This is a genomic window from Pseudomonas sp. NPDC087814 (genome assembly GCF_044742865.1).
Lineage (GTDB): Bacteria > Pseudomonadota > Gammaproteobacteria > Pseudomonadales > Pseudomonadaceae > Aquipseudomonas.
The window spans coordinates 19114-35115 of sequence record NZ_JBIUVK010000036.1; the positions used below are offsets into that span (position 1 = coordinate 19114).

The 16002-nt window shown below is 61.1% G+C and carries 18 protein-coding genes and 1 pseudogene; 7 read left to right on the top strand and 12 right to left on the bottom strand.

Translation table 11 applies throughout. The features are described from left to right. Positions 1–72 precede the first annotated feature (72 nt). The 4 genes from ACIOMR_RS22160 (at position 73) to ACIOMR_RS22175 (ending at position 3708) form a co-directional block, all read left to right on the top strand. Positions 73–876, top strand: a complete 804-nt coding sequence (locus tag ACIOMR_RS22160; RefSeq protein ID WP_102605846.1) for a transporter substrate-binding domain-containing protein — start codon at positions 73–75, stop codon at positions 874–876. Between the two features lie 219 nt (positions 877–1095). After that, a complete protein-coding gene (locus tag ACIOMR_RS22165; protein ID WP_003209284.1) occupies positions 1096–1893 on the top strand; it encodes a transporter substrate-binding domain-containing protein in 798 nt (265 codons plus the stop codon). Between the two features lie 128 nt (positions 1894–2021). Further along, the gene (locus tag ACIOMR_RS22170; RefSeq protein WP_003209286.1) at positions 2022–2981 is read left to right on the top strand and encodes an amino acid ABC transporter permease; all 960 of its coding nucleotides are present in this window, start codon (positions 2022–2024) and stop codon (positions 2979–2981) included. Next, the gene (locus tag ACIOMR_RS22175) at positions 2974–3708 is read left to right on the top strand and encodes an amino acid ABC transporter ATP-binding protein (protein WP_087692909.1); all 735 of its coding nucleotides are present in this window, start codon (positions 2974–2976) and stop codon (positions 3706–3708) included. Before ACIOMR_RS22170 ends, ACIOMR_RS22175 begins: the two co-directional genes overlap by 8 nt. 126 nt (positions 3709–3834) lie before the next feature. On the opposite strand, the gene ACIOMR_RS22180 is transcribed toward ACIOMR_RS22175, so the two are convergent. The 12 genes and pseudogenes from ACIOMR_RS22180 to ubiE form a co-directional block, all read right to left on the bottom strand. After that, on the bottom strand, positions 3835–5742 hold the full coding sequence (locus tag ACIOMR_RS22180; RefSeq protein WP_401196401.1) for a methyl-accepting chemotaxis protein: 1908 nt from the start codon (positions 5740–5742) through the stop codon (positions 3835–3837). Between the two features lie 172 nt (positions 5743–5914). Then, positions 5915–6787: a methyl-accepting chemotaxis protein gene (locus tag ACIOMR_RS22185; protein ID WP_371103578.1), complete on the bottom strand. Its 873-nt coding sequence runs from the start codon at positions 6785–6787 to the stop codon at positions 5915–5917. Beyond that, a pseudogene (locus ACIOMR_RS22190) lies at positions 6773–7831 on the bottom strand (methyl-accepting chemotaxis protein); the annotation flags it as partial. The gene ACIOMR_RS22185 and the pseudogene ACIOMR_RS22190, both read right to left, overlap by 15 nt. Before the next feature lie 178 nt (positions 7832–8009). Continuing rightward, positions 8010–8717, bottom strand: a complete 708-nt coding sequence (locus ACIOMR_RS22195; protein WP_003209293.1) for a 16S rRNA (uracil(1498)-N(3))-methyltransferase — start codon at positions 8715–8717, stop codon at positions 8010–8012. Then, a complete protein-coding gene (gene tatC, locus ACIOMR_RS22200) occupies positions 8714–9505 on the bottom strand; it encodes a twin-arginine translocase subunit TatC (RefSeq protein WP_026078063.1) in 792 nt (263 codons plus the stop codon). Before tatC ends, ACIOMR_RS22195 begins: the two co-directional genes overlap by 4 nt. Then, positions 9502–9948 (bottom strand): Sec-independent protein translocase protein TatB, encoded by a 447-nt coding sequence (tatB, locus tag ACIOMR_RS22205; RefSeq protein ID WP_008439274.1) that lies wholly within the window; start codon positions 9946–9948, stop codon positions 9502–9504. The genes tatC and tatB overlap by 4 nt, the downstream gene beginning before the upstream one ends. A gap of 10 nt (positions 9949–9958) precedes the next feature. Beyond that, positions 9959–10237 carry a twin-arginine translocase TatA/TatE family subunit gene (locus ACIOMR_RS22210; protein WP_003209298.1) on the bottom strand — a complete coding sequence of 93 codons (279 nt, stop codon included), beginning with the start codon at positions 10235–10237 and terminating at the stop codon, positions 9959–9961. Between the two features lie 25 nt (positions 10238–10262). Next, entirely contained in the window at positions 10263–10595 is a 333-nt protein-coding gene (locus ACIOMR_RS22215) for a phosphoribosyl-ATP diphosphatase (protein ID WP_003209299.1), read from the bottom strand. A 2-nt stretch (positions 10596–10597) separates the two neighbouring features. Continuing rightward, positions 10598–10990: a phosphoribosyl-AMP cyclohydrolase gene (gene hisI, locus ACIOMR_RS22220; RefSeq protein WP_003209300.1), complete on the bottom strand. Its 393-nt coding sequence runs from the start codon at positions 10988–10990 to the stop codon at positions 10598–10600. 41 nt (positions 10991–11031) lie between these two features. After that, complete coding sequence (gene ubiB / locus ACIOMR_RS22225) at positions 11032–12636, bottom strand: ubiquinone biosynthesis regulatory protein kinase UbiB (protein WP_003209302.1); 1605 nt, start codon at positions 12634–12636, stop codon at positions 11032–11034. Continuing rightward, positions 12633–13256 carry an SCP2 domain-containing protein gene (locus ACIOMR_RS22230; RefSeq protein WP_003209304.1) on the bottom strand — a complete coding sequence of 208 codons (624 nt, stop codon included), beginning with the start codon at positions 13254–13256 and terminating at the stop codon, positions 12633–12635. Before ACIOMR_RS22230 ends, ubiB begins: the two co-directional genes overlap by 4 nt. Continuing rightward, a complete protein-coding gene (gene ubiE, locus ACIOMR_RS22235) occupies positions 13256–14026 on the bottom strand; it encodes a bifunctional demethylmenaquinone methyltransferase/2-methoxy-6-polyprenyl-1,4-benzoquinol methylase UbiE (protein WP_003209306.1) in 771 nt (256 codons plus the stop codon). Before ubiE ends, ACIOMR_RS22230 begins: the two co-directional genes overlap by 1 nt. A gap of 143 nt (positions 14027–14169) precedes the next feature. On the opposite strand from ubiE, the gene ACIOMR_RS22240 reads away from it, so the two are divergent. The 3 genes from ACIOMR_RS22240 to ACIOMR_RS22250 all read left to right on the top strand — a co-directional run bounded on the left by ACIOMR_RS22240 (position 14170) and on the right by ACIOMR_RS22250 (position 15996). Then, the gene (locus tag ACIOMR_RS22240; RefSeq protein WP_008439272.1) at positions 14170–14445 is read left to right on the top strand and encodes a polyhydroxyalkanoic acid system family protein; all 276 of its coding nucleotides are present in this window, start codon (positions 14170–14172) and stop codon (positions 14443–14445) included. Positions 14446–14550: 105 nt separating this feature from the next. Beyond that, positions 14551–14973, top strand: a complete 423-nt coding sequence (locus ACIOMR_RS22245; RefSeq protein ID WP_401196409.1) for a phasin family protein — start codon at positions 14551–14553, stop codon at positions 14971–14973. Positions 14974–14985: 12 nt separating this feature from the next. Beyond that, positions 14986–15996, top strand: a complete 1011-nt coding sequence (locus ACIOMR_RS22250; RefSeq protein WP_102367937.1) for a phasin family protein — start codon at positions 14986–14988, stop codon at positions 15994–15996. Positions 15997–16002: the final 6 nt, after the last annotated feature.

Below are 16002 nucleotides of genomic sequence, written 5' to 3' on the forward strand. Positions count from 1 at the left end.
CGAAGCCTGCGGCTTACGCGATCTTGCGCGTGGCCGGGTGTGGGAGTGTTAAATGGAACAGGGGCTTTTTTCATGATCAAAAGGTATTTGTCGATGCTGCTGCTCGGCATCGTCACATTTTCCCACGGTTACCTGGCGCATGCCGGAGCCATAGATGAGGCCGTTCGGCGGGGTGTGTTGAAAGTCGGCACCAATCCGGCCTACGTGCCCTTTGAGATGACCGACAAGAAAGGCCGGATCGTCGGGTTTGAAATTGACCTGCTTCGGGAGATGAGCAAGGCGCTGGGGGTCAAGCTGGAGCTGGTTTCGGTACCGTATATCGACCTGATTCCCGGCCTGCTGGCCAGCCGGTTCGACCTGATCGGCAGCGGCATGACTGTCACGCAGGAGCGCAACCTGACCCTCAATTTCAGCGACTCGTTCATCATCGTCGGCCAGACCGTGCTGCTGAACCCTCGGTTGGCCGACAAGGTCCAGAGCATCGAGGACTTGAACGAGGCCGGTTACCGGATCGTGGCCGCCGAAGGCACCACAGGCGAGGCGGCGGCGAAAAGGTTTCTCGGCACTGCACGGCTGCGCAGTTTTCCAACACCTGAAGAAGGCGTGCGCCAGGTGGTGGAGGGCAAGGCCGATGCGTTTATCCATGATGCGCCGTATAACCTGATCGCCATTACCAAGCCCCAGAACAGTGCGCTGTTGGCGCTGGAGCAACCCTTCACCTACGAGCCCCTGGCGTTCGGCTTGAAAAAGGGCGATTACGACAGCCTCAACTGGATCAATCATTTCCTCAACCAGGTGGCCCAGGACGGCACCTACGATCGGCTGCATGACAAGTGGTTCAAGGACTCGGGCTGGATGGCGGAAGTGGGCTGGTAGTCATAACTGCTTACACATCAAGCAATTGGCTGGGCCGTGGGTCGAGGTGTCTAGCCATGCCTTTCTCTGCACGGTTGTGGGGCTTTTCTGTCATACCTTGGCAACAAATCCCGGCGAAACCTTTGTACCCGGCGGTGAGTGAGTTAGGATCGCACCCCGAAATGGTGCAGCCCTTTTGCGCGCCGACCTCACAAGAAAATGAGTTCAGGGGACTTGATGATGAAAAAGTATCTTTCGATGCTGCTGCTGGGTGTCACCGCACTGGTGGCGGTCAACGCGGCACATGCCGGCGCCATCGATGATGCGGTCAAGCGCGGTACGCTGAAAGTCGGCATGGACCCGACTTACATGCCGTTCCAGATGACCAACAAACGCGGTGAAATCATCGGCTTTGAAGTCGACATCCTCAAGGCCATGGCCAAGTCGATGGGCGTGAAGTTCGAGCCGATTTCCACCGGTTACGACGGCATCATCCCGGCCCTGTTGACCGACAAGTTCGACATGATCGGCAGCGGCATGACCCTGACTCAGGAACGCAACCTGCGCCTGAACTTCAGCGAACCGTTCATCGTGGTCGGCCAGACCCTGCTGATCCGCAAGGAGCTGGAGGGCACCATCAAGTCCTACAAAGACCTGAATGACGAGAAATACCGCCTGACCTCCAAGCTCGGCACCACCGGCGAGATGGTGGCCAAGAAGCTGATCTCCAAAGCCAAGTACCACGGCTATGACAACGAGCAGGAAGCTGTTCTGGACGTGGTCAACGGCAAGGCTGACGCCTTCGTCTATGACGCCCCGTACAACGTGGTGGCCGTGAACAAGGTCGGCGCCGGCAAACTGGTGTTCCTTGATCAGCCGTTCACCTTTGAACCCCTGGCGTTCGGCCTGAAGAAGGGCGACTACGACAGCATCAACTTCATCAACAACTTCCTGCACCAGATCCGCAACGACGGCACCTACGATCGCATCCATGACAAGTGGTTCAAGAGCTCTGAGTGGCTCAAGGACATGGAATAAGGTTGGCTTAATACCGAGTCGAGCCCTTCGCGAGCAAGCCCGCTCCCACATTAGATCGCGGTCGAAATGTGGGAGCGGGCTTGCTCGCGAATAGGGCCTGCCAGGCGATACACATCCCGGAACCTGAAATGAAACAGAAAAAAGCCCAATGGCCCTGGCACCTGCTGACGGTGCTGGTGCTGGTCGGCCTGGCCGGCGCGTTGTATTACGCCACCTCGCTGATGTCCTACGAATGGCGCTGGAACCGCGTGCCGCAGTACTTCGTCTACCAGGCCGAAGAATCCCAGCGTGCGTCGGACATTTCCACCGTCAGCGAGTTGGTACGCAAGGGCGATGTGGCTGACGTCACCCTGCGTAATGACGAGGGCAACGAACAGCACCTGACCGTGGCCGAGAACAGTCTGCAAGTGGCCAAGGGCGATGACGTGGCCGAGGGCGATGTGGTCGGCGTCACCCGGCATTGGGCTGCGGGCCCTCTGCTGTGGGGCTTGTGGACTACGTTGTGGCTATCGGTGGTGTCCGGGGTGCTGGGACTGTTGATCGGCCTAGCGACCGGATTGTGTCGCCTGTCGAACAACCCGACTTTACGCGATCTGTCGACGATCTACGTCGAACTGGTACGCGGTACGCCACTATTGGTGCAGATCTTCATTTTCTATTTCTTTATCGGCACGGTGCTCAACCTGTCCCGGGAATTCGCCGGGATCGCCGCGCTGTCACTGTTTACCGGCGCGTATGTGGCGGAAATCATCCGTGCCGGCGTGCAGTCGATTGCCCGGGGCCAGAATGAAGCGGCACGTTCCCTGGGGCTCAGTGCTGGCCAGTCGATGCGCCATGTGGTGTTGCCGCAAGCCTTCAAGCGCGTGCTGCCGCCCCTGGCCGGGCAATTTATCAGCCTGGTGAAGGACACGTCCCTGGTGTCGGTGATCGCGATTACCGAGCTGCTCAAAAGCGGCCGCGAGGTCATCACCACCTCGTTCTCGCCGTTCGAAATCCTGTTCTGCGTCGCAGGCCTGTACCTGCTGATCAACCTGCCGCTGTCGAAAATCGCCAGCCGGCTTGAGCGGAGGCTCGCGCAAAGTGATTGAAGTCCGCGATCTGGTAAAAGTCTTCGACACCCGTGGCCACGTCGTGCGCGCGGTGGATAACGTGACCACGCAGGTGGCCAGGGGTGAAGTGCTGGTGGTGATCGGCCCGTCCGGTTCCGGCAAGTCGACGTTCCTGCGCTGCCTTAACGGCCTGGAGGAATTCGATTCCGGCTCGGTAAGCATCGACGGCCTGCAACTGGCAGACCCGAAAACCGACGTGAACGCCTACCGCCGTGAAGTCGGCATGGTGTTCCAGCACTTCAACCTGTTCCCCCACATGACCGTGCTGGAAAACCTCTGCCTGGCGCAAAAAGTCGTGCGCAAGCGCGGCAAGAAAGAGCGCGAGGCCAAGGCCCTGGCGCTCCTGGAGAAAGTCGGCATTGCCCAGAAAGCCCACGAGTTCCCGTCGCGGCTTTCCGGTGGCCAGCAGCAACGCGTCGCGATTGCCCGCGCGCTGGCGATGGAGCCCAAGGTGATGCTGTTTGACGAGCCCACCTCGGCCCTGGACCCGGAAATGGTCGGCGAAGTGCTGGACGTGATGAAGACCCTGGCCCTGGAAGGCATGACCATGGTCTGCGTCACCCATGAAATGGGCTTTGCCCGAGAAGTGGCTGATCGCGTGCTGTTCTTCGATCACGGCAAACTGTTGGAGGACGCCGCCCCGGCGCAATTCTTCGATGCGCCGAAGGACCCTCGCGCCCAAGCCTTCCTGCGCCAGGTTCTATAAATGCGTGGGAATGCTTCTTGTGGCGAGGGAGCTTGCTCCCGCTGGGCTGCGTAGCGGCTCCCAAAAAAGATAGGAGCGCTGCGCACTCCAGCGGGAGCAAGCTCCCTCGCCACAGGTTGGGTTTTTTCAGACCTTGAACTTGCCCACCCACACCTGCAAATCCGCCCCCAGGCGCGCCAGTTCGACACTGGCCGCCGCTGTGTCCTGACTCGCGGCCCAGGTCTGTTCCGATACATCCTTGACCTTCAACACGCTGCGGTTGATCTCCTCGGCGACCGCGGTTTGTTCCTCGGCGGCAGCGGCAATCTGCGGGTTCATCTCCTGAATCACTGACACGGTACGGGTGATACCCGCCAGTGCGTCTCCTGCGCGACGGGTCAGTTGCACGCTGTTGTCGGTGAGGCTGCGACTGTTGTCCATGATGTCGGCCACCTGCTGCGTGCCCCGGTGCAGGCCGCTGATCAACTCCTCGATTTCCTCGGCCGACTGCTGGGTGCGTTGTGCCAGGCTGCGCACTTCATCGGCGACCACGGCAAACCCCCTGCCGGCTTCGCCTGCGCGAGCCGCCTCAATCGCGGCGTTGAGGGCCAGCAAGTTGGTCTGTTCCGATACCGACTTGATCACTTCCAGCACGCTGCCGATCTTCCGGCTTTCCTGTTGCAGGCCTTGCATGGCCTGGCTTGAACGAGCCATCTCCTGAGCCAGGTGCTCGATGTGGGTAATGGCCTCAGCCACCACCTGATCGCCCTGGGCCGCCTGCCGGTCGGCCTCGGCAGCAGCCAGCGACGCTTGCTCGGCATGGCGCGCAACTTCCTGGGAGGTGGCGAGCATCTCGTTCATGGCGGTGGCCACCTGTTCGGTTTCCTGCTTCTGGCCGTCGACCCCGTCGCGGGTTTGCTCGGTGACCGCCGAGAGTTGCTCGGCGGCGCTGGCGATCTGCTGGGCGCTGTCGCCGATGCCGCTGATCAAGCCCCGCAGGTTGAGGGTCATTTGCCCGATGCTGCGCTGCAACTGCCCCAGTTCATCCTGGCGCGAGGCCTGGATGTCGTGGCTCAGGTCACCTTCGGCGATCCGGTTGGCTACGGACAGGGCCTGGCGCAGCGGCGCGACGATCTGGCCGGCGATCAACCAGGCGGCCACGACGCCGAGCAACAGCGCCGCTGCAGTAACGTTGAGCAGCAGGGTGCGGGCGAGGCTGGCTTCGTTGTCACGCTTGGCGGTCTGGTCCTGGCTCAGCAGGTCGCTTTCCGTGAGCAATTGATCCAGCCACTGTTCAAGCTGGTTCTGGGTGGTTTCGGCGCTGAGTTGGGCGTCCTTGAGGCGTGTCAGGTGAGTCCGAAAGTCGAGCAGGACTTTTTTCAGGGCGCTGGCGTCAACCGGCAGCGCGCCTACCGCCGCCTGGGCGCCATCCAGGGCCAGTAGCGCATCACTCACGCCCTTGGCGTAGGCGTCCAATGACGCAGCGGCCCAGGCGGGGCTCTGGGCGCGGTCTTCGGCTTGTTCCAGGGCCTGGCGCAATTGTTCCACGGCATCGAGAGCCTTTTCATCGTCTTGATTGGGCAGGTTGCTCGACAGTTCAGAGAGGCTGTCACTGCTCTGGACTGAGCTGCGCTTGAGCTGTTCACGGGCGTTTTCACGTTGCTTGATCAGCCCCTCCAGGCCGCTTAAGGCGGTCTTGAAACTGGTGACGAAGCGTCGGCTTTCCTGCAGCTGTTGTTGGTTGACCGGGTCGGTAAATCGCGGGGAAAGATCCACCAGGAACTGGTCGATCTTGTCCATATGCAGCTCTATTTTGGACAGGCTGGCCGGGTCGTTAAGGGTGCGATAGACGATGCGATCAGCGCGCAACTCTTCGCCGACGACTGCCAATTGCGAGAGCAGCGTGAGTTTTTGGGAGCGCTCGAGGGATGCGCTCAAGGCTTGCCAACCGGTAGAGGCGATGATCAGGCTGAGGCTGAGCACCAGGCCAAAGCCCAGGGCAAGTTTGAGGCTGATGCTGATGTTTCCGAGCAGGCGGGTCAGTGGACGAAACATGGTGAACCTCCAACGAATCAAAAGGAGCGTCTCAAGCGTCCGGCCAACAATGGTCAGGGGAGTTGAAACGCTACTTTTATTCGGCGCCAGGTGTGTGATCCACGACCTGAAAAACGCGTAGGAAATTTCACATATTGTCGGAGCGGCGGCCCTGATGGCCGCCGCAAGCGGGTCAGACCTTGAAGCGACCTACCAGGCTTTGCAGGTAAACCCCCAGGCGCGCCAGCTCTGCACTGGAAGCCGCAGTTTCTTCGCTGGCCGCCGAGGTTTGTTCGGAAACGTCCCGCACGTTGAGCACGCTGCGGTTGATCTCTTCGGCCACGGCGCTTTGCTGCTCGGCGGCGGTGGCGATCTGCTGGTTCATCGCCTGGATCGCCGAGACGGTACGGGTGATGTTCTCCAGGGCATTGCCGGCCCGACGGGTCAGCTCGACGCTGCTGTCGGTCAGGCCGCGACTGTTGTCCATGATGGTTGCCACCTGCTGGGTGCCGCTTTGCAGGCCGACGATCAACTCTTCGATTTCCTCGGTGGACTTCTGCGTCCGCTGGGCCAGGCTGCGCACTTCATCGGCAACCACCGCAAAACCGCGTCCTGCTTCACCGGCGCGCGCCGCTTCAATCGCTGCGTTAAGGGCCAGCAGGTTGGTTTGCTGGGCCACCGACTTGATGACGTCCAGCACACTGCCGATCTTGTCGCTCTCACGCTTGAGATGGCCCATGGCTTCGGTGGAGTTGCCCACCTCGCTGGCCAGGCGCTCGATCTGGGCGATGGCCTCGCCGACCACCTTGTCGCCTTCACGGGCCTGTTGGTCGGCGGCTACGGCGGCTTCCGAGGCTTCTTCAGCGTTACGGGCGACTTCCTGCACGGTAGCGGCCATTTCGTTCATGGCGGTGGCCACCTGGTCGGTCTCGACCTTCTGGCTGTTGACCCCGGCGCTGGTCTGCTCGGTAACGGCCGATAGCTGCTCGGCGGCACTGGCGATCTGGGTGACGCCGTCGCTGATACCGCCAATCAGCTCCCGCAGGCCCACGGTCATGCTTTGCATCGACCGTTGCAGTTGCCCCAGTTCATCCTGGCGCCGGGAGATCAGGTTGTGGCTCAGGTCGCCGGACGCCACGCGCTCGGCGACTTTGAGGGTCTGGTTCAGTGGAATCACGATCTGCCGGGTAATGGCCCAGGCGGCGAGTACACCAAACGCCAGCGCGAGGGCGGTGGCCAGTAACAGCAGGTTCTTGGCGTGGGCGGCATCGGTATCACGCACCACGGTTTGCGAAGTGGTGAGTTTGTTACTGCGGTCGAGCAGGATATCGCCCTGCTCGCCCATGATTTTCATCGCGGCGGCACTGGCCACCTGGGAGTCGCGGTACTGGCTCACGGCGGCGCGGTAGGCCTGCAGCGAGACGCTGGCTTCTTGCAGGTTGGCCCGATATTGCTCGGGCAACGGGTCGTTGAGGTCGGTGATTTTCTTCAGGGCGTTGTCGATGGCATCCAGGGCCGGTTGTTCGGCCTCGACCTTGCCGCTGTAGGTGTAGCCGCGCACCTGGAAGCGCGCTTGCTGGATCAGTTTGCTCAGGTCGACCACGCTGTTGAACAGGGTGACGCTGTCGCCTTGCAGCAGGGATTTTTCCACTTCGTTGATTTTCGCGACGGCGTTGTCGGCGGTATCGCCCAGTTTGCTGCGGGCGCCTTCACGCTTGAGGCCGGCCTGCACCATGGCGCCGAAGGCTTTTTTGTATTGGCCCAAGGCATCCTGTTGCTGCTCTACCACGAGCTTGTCGTCGGGTTGCTCGATCAGGTCTGCGGCGGTTTTCAGGCCACTGTCCAGCTGGGTGATCAGGTCGTTGACCGCGCTGGTGCCTTGTTCGCCACGGCGCATTTCGAAGTCCAGTCGCGCCAGGCGCAGGTCCTTGGTCAGCCCGTTGAGGCTGGAGATGTAGCCCAGCTTGTCGCCACGGCTGATCACGCCGCTGAGGCCGGTCCAGCCGGTGAAGGTGATCAATAGGGTCAAGACCAATACCAGGCCGAAGCCTATGCTCAGCTTGCGGTTGACGCTGACATTCCCCAGTTTCTCGGCTAACCAACGATACATGCTGCGAACTCCCCTGGAACAAGGCTTGGACTTATTCAGAGCGTATCGGCAGATTCGGATGTTTCTGTAGGAGCGAGCTTGCTCGCGAAGGTCGTCAACGATAACGCGGGCATTCTGAGTGAGCGCGGTGTCCTTGAGTTTTTCGCGAGCAAGCTCGCTCCTACAGGAGAGGGCGGTGTTAGAAAAGGCGGGCGAGCAGCGCGGTGACGGCGGTTTCGACTCTCAGGATGCGCGCGCCGAGTTGCACCGGCTGCAACCCGGCCTTGGCCAGCAGGTCCACCTCGTAGGGAATCCAGCCGCCTTCCGGCCCGATGGCCAGGGTGACCGGTTCATCCAGCCCGCGAGGGCAGGGCGGATAGTCGCCGGGGTGACCAATCAGGCCGAGGGTGCCTTGCGCCATGGCGGGCAGGCGGTCTTCGACGAATGGCTTGAAGCGCTTTTCGATCACGATCTCGGGCAGCACCGTGTCCCGGGCCTGTTCCAGGCCGAGGATCAATTGCTCGCGAATCGCTTCCGGCTCCAGGAACGGCGTCTGCCAGAAGCTTTTTTCCACGCGATAGCTGTTCACCAGCACCACTCGCGGCACGCCCATGGACGCCACGGTTTGCAGAACCCGGCGCAGCATTTTCGGACGGGGCAGGGCCAGCAGCAGGGTCAGGGGCAGTTTGGCCGGCGGCGGCTGGTCGAAGGTCACTTCCAGCTCGGCTTCCCGGGCTTCCAGGCGCAGCAACTGCGCGTTGCCCATCAACCCGCCAATCCGTCCGACCCGCAGGCTGTCGCCTACGGCGGCACGGTGGACTTCCTGCATATGCACCAGGCGCCGATCACGCAGCACCACCCGGTCGGCCGCGATAAAGTCGGCCTCCTCAAGCAGCAGCAGGTTCACGGCTGGGTCGCTGGCGGCTGGTCGTCGTCGGCGGGTTGGTCATCGGGGTGATCGCCACGCTTGCTCACCAGGCTGCCAAACAGGATGCCAATCTCGAACAGCATCCACATGGGTACGGCCAGCAGGGTCTGGGAGAAGATGTCCGGCGGGGTCAGGATCATGCCGACCACGAAGCAGCCGATGATCACGTACGGGCGGATCTTCTTCAGGTATTTGACGTCGACCACGCCGATCCACACCAGCAGCACCACGGCCACCGGGATTTCGAACGCCACGCCGAAGGCGAAGAACAGCGTCATCACGAAGTCGAGGTAGCTGGTGATGTCGGTCATCATTTCCACGCCGGCCGGGGTGGCGGCGGCGAAGAACTTGAAGATCAGCGGGAACACCAGGAAGTAGGCGAAGGCCATCCCGGTGTAGAACAGCAGGATGCTCGACACCAGCAGCGGCACGGCGATGCGTTTTTCATGCTTGTACAGGCCCGGCGCGATAAAGCCCCAGATCTGATGCAGGATCACCGGGATCGCCAGGAACAGCGAAACCATCATCGTCAGCTTCAACGGCGTGAGGAACGGCGATGACACGTCGGTGGCGATCATCGTCGCGCCAGCCGGCAAGTAGTCGCGCAGCGGCGTGGAGACGAAGGTGTAGATCTGCTGGGTGAAGGCAAACAGCCCGGCAAAGATGATGAAGATCGCCGCGACACAGCGCAGCAGGCGGGTGCGCAACTCGGTGAGGTGCGAGACCAGTGGCATGTGCTGGTCGGTTTCCGGTTTATCAGCGCTCATGGGGCTCGCGGCGGCAATGTAGGGTCGTGGGGCGCGGGCGACACGGCAGGTGTCGGCGCGGGTTCGGTCGGGGTCACGGGCGCAGTGGGCGCAGGCTCGACGGCGTGCACGGGTTCAGCGACCGGTGCAGACGCGGGTGCGGCGGGCGGAGCAATCGAATGCTCGGCCACAGGCTCGACCGGCTTGGGCGTTTCCTGCACCGGCGAGAGAATCTTCCGTGCCTCCTGCTCCAACGACAGAATGTGTTCGTTGTGCAGTTGCCGGCGAATCTCGTCGGCGCCGATTTCCCGTTCAACTTCCTGTTTGATGGCGTTGAAACTGCGTTTCAGGCGCCCGATCCACAGGCCGGCCGTGCGCGCGGCACCGGGCAGGCGTTCCGGCCCCAGTACCAGCAGGGCCACGAGGCCGACGAGCAGCAGTTCAGAGAAGCTGATACCAAACATTATTCAGTACTCACGAGTCTTTTTGGTTCTGCTCTTTGACGTGCTCGGCCTGCACGTCGAAGGTGCGACGTTCAGTGATCGGCTGAGTGGCCTGCGGGTGTACAGGCTGCGCCGGTGGCACCGGATTGACGGCCGGGTCGGCAGGCTTTTCGTCGTCGTTCATGGCCTTGCGAAAGCCCTTGATCGATTCACCGACGTCGGTGCCGAGGTTTTTCAGTTTCTTGGTGCCGAACACCAGCACAACGACCACAAGAATGACGATCCAGTGTTTCCAGTCAAAAATGCCCATGCTGCAATTCCTCTGTAAAAGTTGGTCAGGCGGACGGGCGCGAGGCCTTTTCGGCATGCCCGGACAAGCCGAAGCGACGGTCCAGTTCATCAAGCACTGCCTGTGGATGCTGCCCCAGTTGGGCGAGCATGACCAGACTGTGGAACCACAAGTCGGCAGTTTCGTAGATCACGTCGCTGCAGTCGCCGCTGATTTGCGCGTCCTTGGCCGCAATAATCGTCTCGACGGATTCTTCGCCGAGTTTTTCCAGGATCTTGTTCAGACCCTTGTGGTACAGGCTGGCGACGTAGGAGCTGTCGGCGTCCGCGCCTTTGCGGTCTTCCAGCACCTGGGCCACACGGTTGAGGGTATCGCTCATGTTCAGTGTCCTGCCGAATAGATAGCGTGCGGGTCTTTGAGCACGGGCTCGACGGTCTTCCACTCGCCGTTCTGGAACACGCGGTAGAAGCAGCTGTGACGGCCGGTGTGACAGGCGATATCGCCGATCTGCTCGACCTTGAGGATCACCACATCGGCATCGCAGTCGATGCGCATCTCATGCAGGGTTTGCACGTGCCCGGACTCTTCGCCCTTGCGCCACAGTTTGCCACGGGAACGTGACCAGTAGATGGCGCGGTTCTCGGCGGCGGTCAGGCTCAGGGCCTCGCGGTTCATCCAGGCCATCATCAGCACGCGCCCGGTCTTGTAGTCCTGGGCAATGGCCGGCACCAGGCCGTCACTGTCCCACTTGATCTCGTCCAGCCAGTCTTTCATTTTCGGCTCCGGCAATTTGCGACAGTGTATAACCGGATTGGCTATCGACGCACGATCAGATACACGCCCACCGCGACCATGATGCCGGCCGGCCAGTGGCCCAGTTCATTCAGCGGCCCGCCGGCGGCCAGTATCGTACCGCCCACCAGGTGCGCGGCGCCCAGCAGGCGCAGGAACCAGTCGTCCTTGCGCTTGTGCCACGGCGGTGCGGGGTCCTTGGCGTGGGGCTGGGACATGCGCTCCAGCAGGTCGCGGGTCATGTTGGCCAGGTGCGGCAGTTGCTCGACCTGGCTTTGCAGGTTGCCCAGCAGGGTTTTCGGGCTGATACGGTCCCGCATCCAGCGCTCGAGGAACGGCTGGGCGGTGTTCCACAGGTCGAGGTCCGGGTACAGCTGGCGGCCCAGGCCTTCGATGTTCAGCAGGGTCTTTTGCAACAGTACCAACTGCGGCTGCACTTCCATATTGAAGCGCCGCGCCGTCTGGAACAGACGCATCAGCACCTGACCGAAGGAAATATCCTTTAACGGTTTTTCAAAGATCGGCTCGCACACAGTGCGGATCGCCGCTTCGAATTCGTTGAGCTTGGTTTCGGCCGGCACCCAGCCCGAATCGATGTGCAACTGCGCCACGCGGCGGTAATCACGCTTGAAGAAAGCGAACAGGTTGCGCGCCAGGTAATCCTGGTCTTCCGGGGTCAGGCTGCCGACGATGCCGCAGTCGATCGCAATGTACTGCGGGCTCCACGGGTTCACGGTGCTGACGAAGATGTTGCCGGGGTGCATGTCGGCATGGAAGAAGCTGTCGCGGAATACCTGGGTGAAGAAAATTTCCACGCCGCGCTCGGCAAGCATCTTCATGTCGGTGCGCTGGTCGGCCAGGGTCGCGAGGTCGGTGACCTGCACGCCGTAGATGCGCTCCATCACCAGCACTTTCGGGCGGCACCAGTCCCAATAGACTTGCGGCACGTACAGCAGCTGCGAGCCTTCGAAGTTGCGCTTGAGCTGGCTGGCGTTGGCCGCTTCGCGCAGCAGGTCGAGTTCGTCGTAGATGGTTTTTTCGTAGTCCAGCACCACGTCCACCGGGTGCAGCAGGCGCGCATCGGCAGAGAAGCGCTCGGCGGCGCGGGCGAGGATGAACAGCCACGCCAGGTCCTGGCCGATGATCGGCTTGAGGCCCGGGCGGATCACCTTCACCACCACTTCTTCGCCGCTTTTCAGTTGCGCGGCATGCACCTGGGCCACCGAGGCCGAGGCCAGCGGCGCGATGTCGAAGCGGCTGAAGACTTCGCTGATCTTCTTGCCCAGCTGTTCTTCAATCAGCGTGACTGCCAGTTGCGAGTCGAACGGCGGCACGCGGTCCTGCAACAGCATCAGTTCGTCGGCGATGTCTTCGGGCAACAGGTCGCGGCGGGTGGAGAGGATCTGCCCGAACTTGATGAAGATCGGCCCCAGGTCCTGCAACGCCAGGCGCAGGCGCGCGCCACGGCTCAGCTCGAGGGTCTTGCGCGGGAACCAGCGCCACGGCAGCACATAGCGCACCGCCAGCAGAAACCACGGCAGCGGCAGGGCGAACAGCAGGTCATCGAGGCGGTAGCGGATTACGACGCGCTGGATACGAAACAAACGGCGGACGGCGAGCAGCTTCATGCGTTATCGCTTGAATCAAGGGAGCGGCTCAGGCGCTCGAAGCGCGCCTCAAGTCGTTCCAGGTCGAGTTTGGCCTGGTCGAGTTCGCGAAAGCGCGCTTCCGCTTCCCGTTGTCCGACCAGGGTGCGCGATTCTTCGCTCAGGTATTCGGCGAGGTTCTGGTTCAGGCTGGCGAAACCCTGCTGGTACCAGCGCGTACGGCTGCGCAGATGACCGCTGATCAGTTGGGTGGCCACCGGGCCGAGCCAACGTGACAGCTCGTATTCCCAGTCCAGTTCCAGGTCTTGCAGCACGGCGGCCAGGTCCATCAGCACCGCGCTGTCGCCTTCAAGTTCCACGTCCGGGCCGTGGAGGATCGCCGTCTTGTCCCGGCTCAGGGCCAGGCGCAGCAGGCTTGAGCCGGAAGCACGCAGGGTGCAGTCGGCGTCGGCGGCCCAGTGGGACGCCAGCAACAGGCCTTCATCGCTGGGCAGGATAAACAGCTGCAAGGCGGGGCTGGTGCAGTCGACGGCGATGATCCTGCCGTTCAGGTGCGCCAGCCGTGCCAGGGCGGTGCTGTCCAGGCGCAGTACACGGTTGAGGCCGTGTTCGACGCTGGCGAGAAGGCCTGCGAACAGCATCAGGGCTTGATGCCGCGGTGCAGGGCGACGATGCCCGAGGTCATGTTGTGGTAGGTCACGCGGTCGAAACCGGCCTCTACCATCATCGACTTCAGGGTTTCCTGGTTCGGGTGCATGCGGATCGATTCGGCCAGGTAGCGGTAGCTTTCGGCGTCATTGGTGATCAGCTTGCCCATCAACGGCATGAAGGCGAACGAGTAGGTGTCGTAGACCTTGGACATCAGTGCGTTGGTCGGCTTGGAGAACTCCAGCACCAGCAGGCGACCGCCGGGCTTGAGTACGCGCAGCATCGAGCGCAGTGCGTCTTCCTTGTGGGTCACGTTACGCAGGCCGAAGGCGATGGTCACGCAGTCGAAGTGGTTGTCCGGGAACGGCAGCTTTTCAGCGTCGGCCTGGACGAACTCGATATTGCCCGCCACACCTTTGTCCAGCAGGCGATCACGACCGACCTTGAGCATCGAGCCGTTGATGTCGGCCAGTACCACTTGGCCGGTGGGGCCCACCAGCTTGGAGAACTTGGCGGCCAGGTCGCCCGTACCACCGGCGATATCCAGCACACGGTTGCCGGTGCGTACACCCGACAACTCAATGGTGAAGCGCTTCCACAGACGGTGCATGCCGCCGGAGAGCACGTCGTTCATCAAGTCGTACTTGGCGGCGACCGAGTGAAACACCTCGGCGACTTTTTCCGCTTTCTGGCTTTCCGGGACGTTCTTGAAGCCGAAGTGAGTGGTGGGTTCGGCATCGCTGCCTTTGCGCTGATCAGTCATATCGCTGTCACCAAAAGAGAATGGGGGCATTCTAATCCCCAAGGCATGCTTTGTCTTGGCAAGGCTGAAGGTAAGATAGGTGGTCACCGAGACCTTTTGCCGCATGGCGGGTCGACAAGTCTCTATAACGAGGAGTCATTCAAATGGCCCGTATACAGGTTGAACGTGCCCACACACTGGGCAAAGACGCTGCCCGAGAAAAAGCCGACAAGTTGGCGAGCAAACTCAAGGAGCAATATGGCCTGGAGTCTTCGTGGGCCGGCGACACACTGAACCTCAAACGTTCGGGAGTTAAAGGCACCGTGAAAGTGGCGGAAGATTCCCTGCGGATTGAAGTCGAGCTGGGCCTGTTGATGTCGGCCATGAGTGGCACCATCAAGTCGGAAATCGAGAAGGCACTGGATAAAGCCCTGGCCTGATTTGCGACCTTCTTAGGGTGCCGATTCTAATTTTTCTGCCTACTTTGTGCCCAAGCCCCCAACTTCTGTGGGCAGTTCCTCCCCCCTTTATGCGTGAGGTGCACCATGGCCAAAGTTATTTTGAAGAAAAAAATTGCTACCGGAACTAACGCCCTGACTGACGTTAAATCCTATGCCCGCAAGATCTGGCTGGCCGGTTTGGGGGCTTACGCCAAGGTCGGAAGCGAGGGCGCCGAGTACTTCAAAGAGCTGGTTAAGACTGGTCAACGTGTTGAAAGTAAAGGCAAAAAAGTTGTGATTGAACAACTTGATGCAGCCAACAGTCAGATTGATCAAGTCAAGAGCGAAGTCTTCGGCATCAAAGGTCGAGTCGAAGTGCAACTGGATAAAGTTGAAAGCGCTTTTGATAGTCGTGTTGGAAGTGCCTTGAATCGGATCGGCATTCCGTCTAAACATGACGTGGAGACACTCTCTGCTAAGCTCGATGAGCTGACGGCATTGCTCGAACGTGTCGCGCGTAAACACTAAGGAGACAACGGGATGGCTGGTAAAAAGACTACTGATAAAGAAGGCAGCTCGTGGATCGGGGAAGTTGAAAAATACTCCCGCAAGATCTGGCTGGCCGGTTTAGGCGTGTACTCGAAGGTGAGCAGTGACGGCGGTAAATACTTCGAGACTTTGGTTAAGGACGGCGAGAAGGCCGAGAAGTTGACCAAGAGCACAGTGGGTAAACAAGTCGATGCGGCAAAGGCTTCCGCCGGTTCTGCCAAATCACGTATCAGCGACAAGTGGGGCGAACTGGAAGGGGCTTTTGACAAGCGCCTGAACAGTGCCATTTCGCGACTGGGCGTACCTAGCCGTACTGAAGTGAAAGCGCTGCACAGCAAGGTCGATACCTTGACCAGACAAATCGAAAAACTCACCGGCCTGAAAGCTGCGCCAGTTGCGGCTAAAACTGCAGCGGCTAAACCGGCTGCCAAGCCTGCCGCAAAAACTGCCGCGGCCAAGCCTGCTGCTAAAACCGCCGCTAAACCGCTGGTCAAGGCCGCCGCCAAACCGGCAGCCAAGCCAGCCGCCAAGGCGCCGGCCAAAGCTGCTGCAAAACCGGCTGCCAAGCCTGCGGCGAAAACCGCAGCGGCTAAACCGGCCGCCAAGCCTGCCGCTAAACCAGTGGCCGCTAAAGCAGCTGCAAAACCTGCGGCGAAACCTGCAGCCAAGCCGGCAGCAAAAGCAGCAGCCAAGCCAGCGGCGAAAACCGCTGCCGCCAAACCTGCTGCTGCCAAGCCAGCCGCTGCGAAACCTGCAGCCAAGCCGGTTGCTGCCAAACCCGCCGCCAAGCCTGCGGCTGCAAAACCTGCAGCGGCCAAGCCAGCTGCAAAACCGGCTGCGGCGAAGAAGCCTGCCGTAGCCAAAAAGCCAGCAGCGCCGAAGCCAGCGGTAGCGGCCAAGCCTGCAACTGCAGCGCCGGCGACCAACTCGGTCACGCCACCGACGCCTGCTGCTACCCCGACTGCAACGCCGGCAAGCCCGACGCCTACCAGTCAGTCCTGATTTTTA

Coding starts and splice junctions, on each gene's coding strand:
- ACIOMR_RS22160 (WP_102605846.1), top strand. CDS start 73: ATGATCAAAAGGTATTTGTCGATGCTGCTGCTCGGCATCGTCACATTT.
- ACIOMR_RS22165 (WP_003209284.1), top strand. CDS start 1,096: ATGAAAAAGTATCTTTCGATGCTGCTGCTGGGTGTCACCGCACTGGTG.
- ACIOMR_RS22170 (WP_003209286.1), top strand. CDS start 2,022: ATGAAACAGAAAAAAGCCCAATGGCCCTGGCACCTGCTGACGGTGCTG.
- ACIOMR_RS22180 (WP_401196401.1), bottom strand. CDS start 5,742: ATGTTTCGTCCACTGACCCGCCTGCTCGGAAACATCAGCATCAGCCTC.
- ACIOMR_RS22185 (WP_371103578.1), bottom strand. CDS start 6,787: ATGCAAAGCATGACCGTGGGCCTGCGGGAGCTGATTGGCGGTATCAGC.
- tatC (WP_026078063.1), bottom strand. CDS start 9,505: ATGAGCGCTGATAAACCGGAAACCGACCAGCACATGCCACTGGTCTCG.
- tatB (WP_008439274.1), bottom strand. CDS start 9,948: ATGTTTGGTATCAGCTTCTCTGAACTGCTGCTCGTCGGCCTCGTGGCC.
- ACIOMR_RS22210 (WP_003209298.1), bottom strand. CDS start 10,237: ATGGGCATTTTTGACTGGAAACACTGGATCGTCATTCTTGTGGTCGTT.
- ACIOMR_RS22215 (WP_003209299.1), bottom strand. CDS start 10,595: ATGAGCGATACCCTCAACCGTGTGGCCCAGGTGCTGGAAGACCGCAAA.
- hisI (WP_003209300.1), bottom strand. CDS start 10,990: ATGAAAGACTGGCTGGACGAGATCAAGTGGGACAGTGACGGCCTGGTG.
- ubiB (WP_003209302.1), bottom strand. CDS start 12,636: ATGAAGCTGCTCGCCGTCCGCCGTTTGTTTCGTATCCAGCGCGTCGTA.
- ACIOMR_RS22230 (WP_003209304.1), bottom strand. CDS start 13,256: ATGCTGTTCGCAGGCCTTCTCGCCAGCGTCGAACACGGCCTCAACCGT.
- ubiE (WP_003209306.1), bottom strand. CDS start 14,026: ATGACTGATCAGCGCAAAGGCAGCGATGCCGAACCCACCACTCACTTC.
- ACIOMR_RS22240 (WP_008439272.1), top strand. CDS start 14,170: ATGGCCCGTATACAGGTTGAACGTGCCCACACACTGGGCAAAGACGCT.
- ACIOMR_RS22245 (WP_401196409.1), top strand. CDS start 14,551: ATGGCCAAAGTTATTTTGAAGAAAAAAATTGCTACCGGAACTAACGCC.
- ACIOMR_RS22250 (WP_102367937.1), top strand. CDS start 14,986: ATGGCTGGTAAAAAGACTACTGATAAAGAAGGCAGCTCGTGGATCGGG.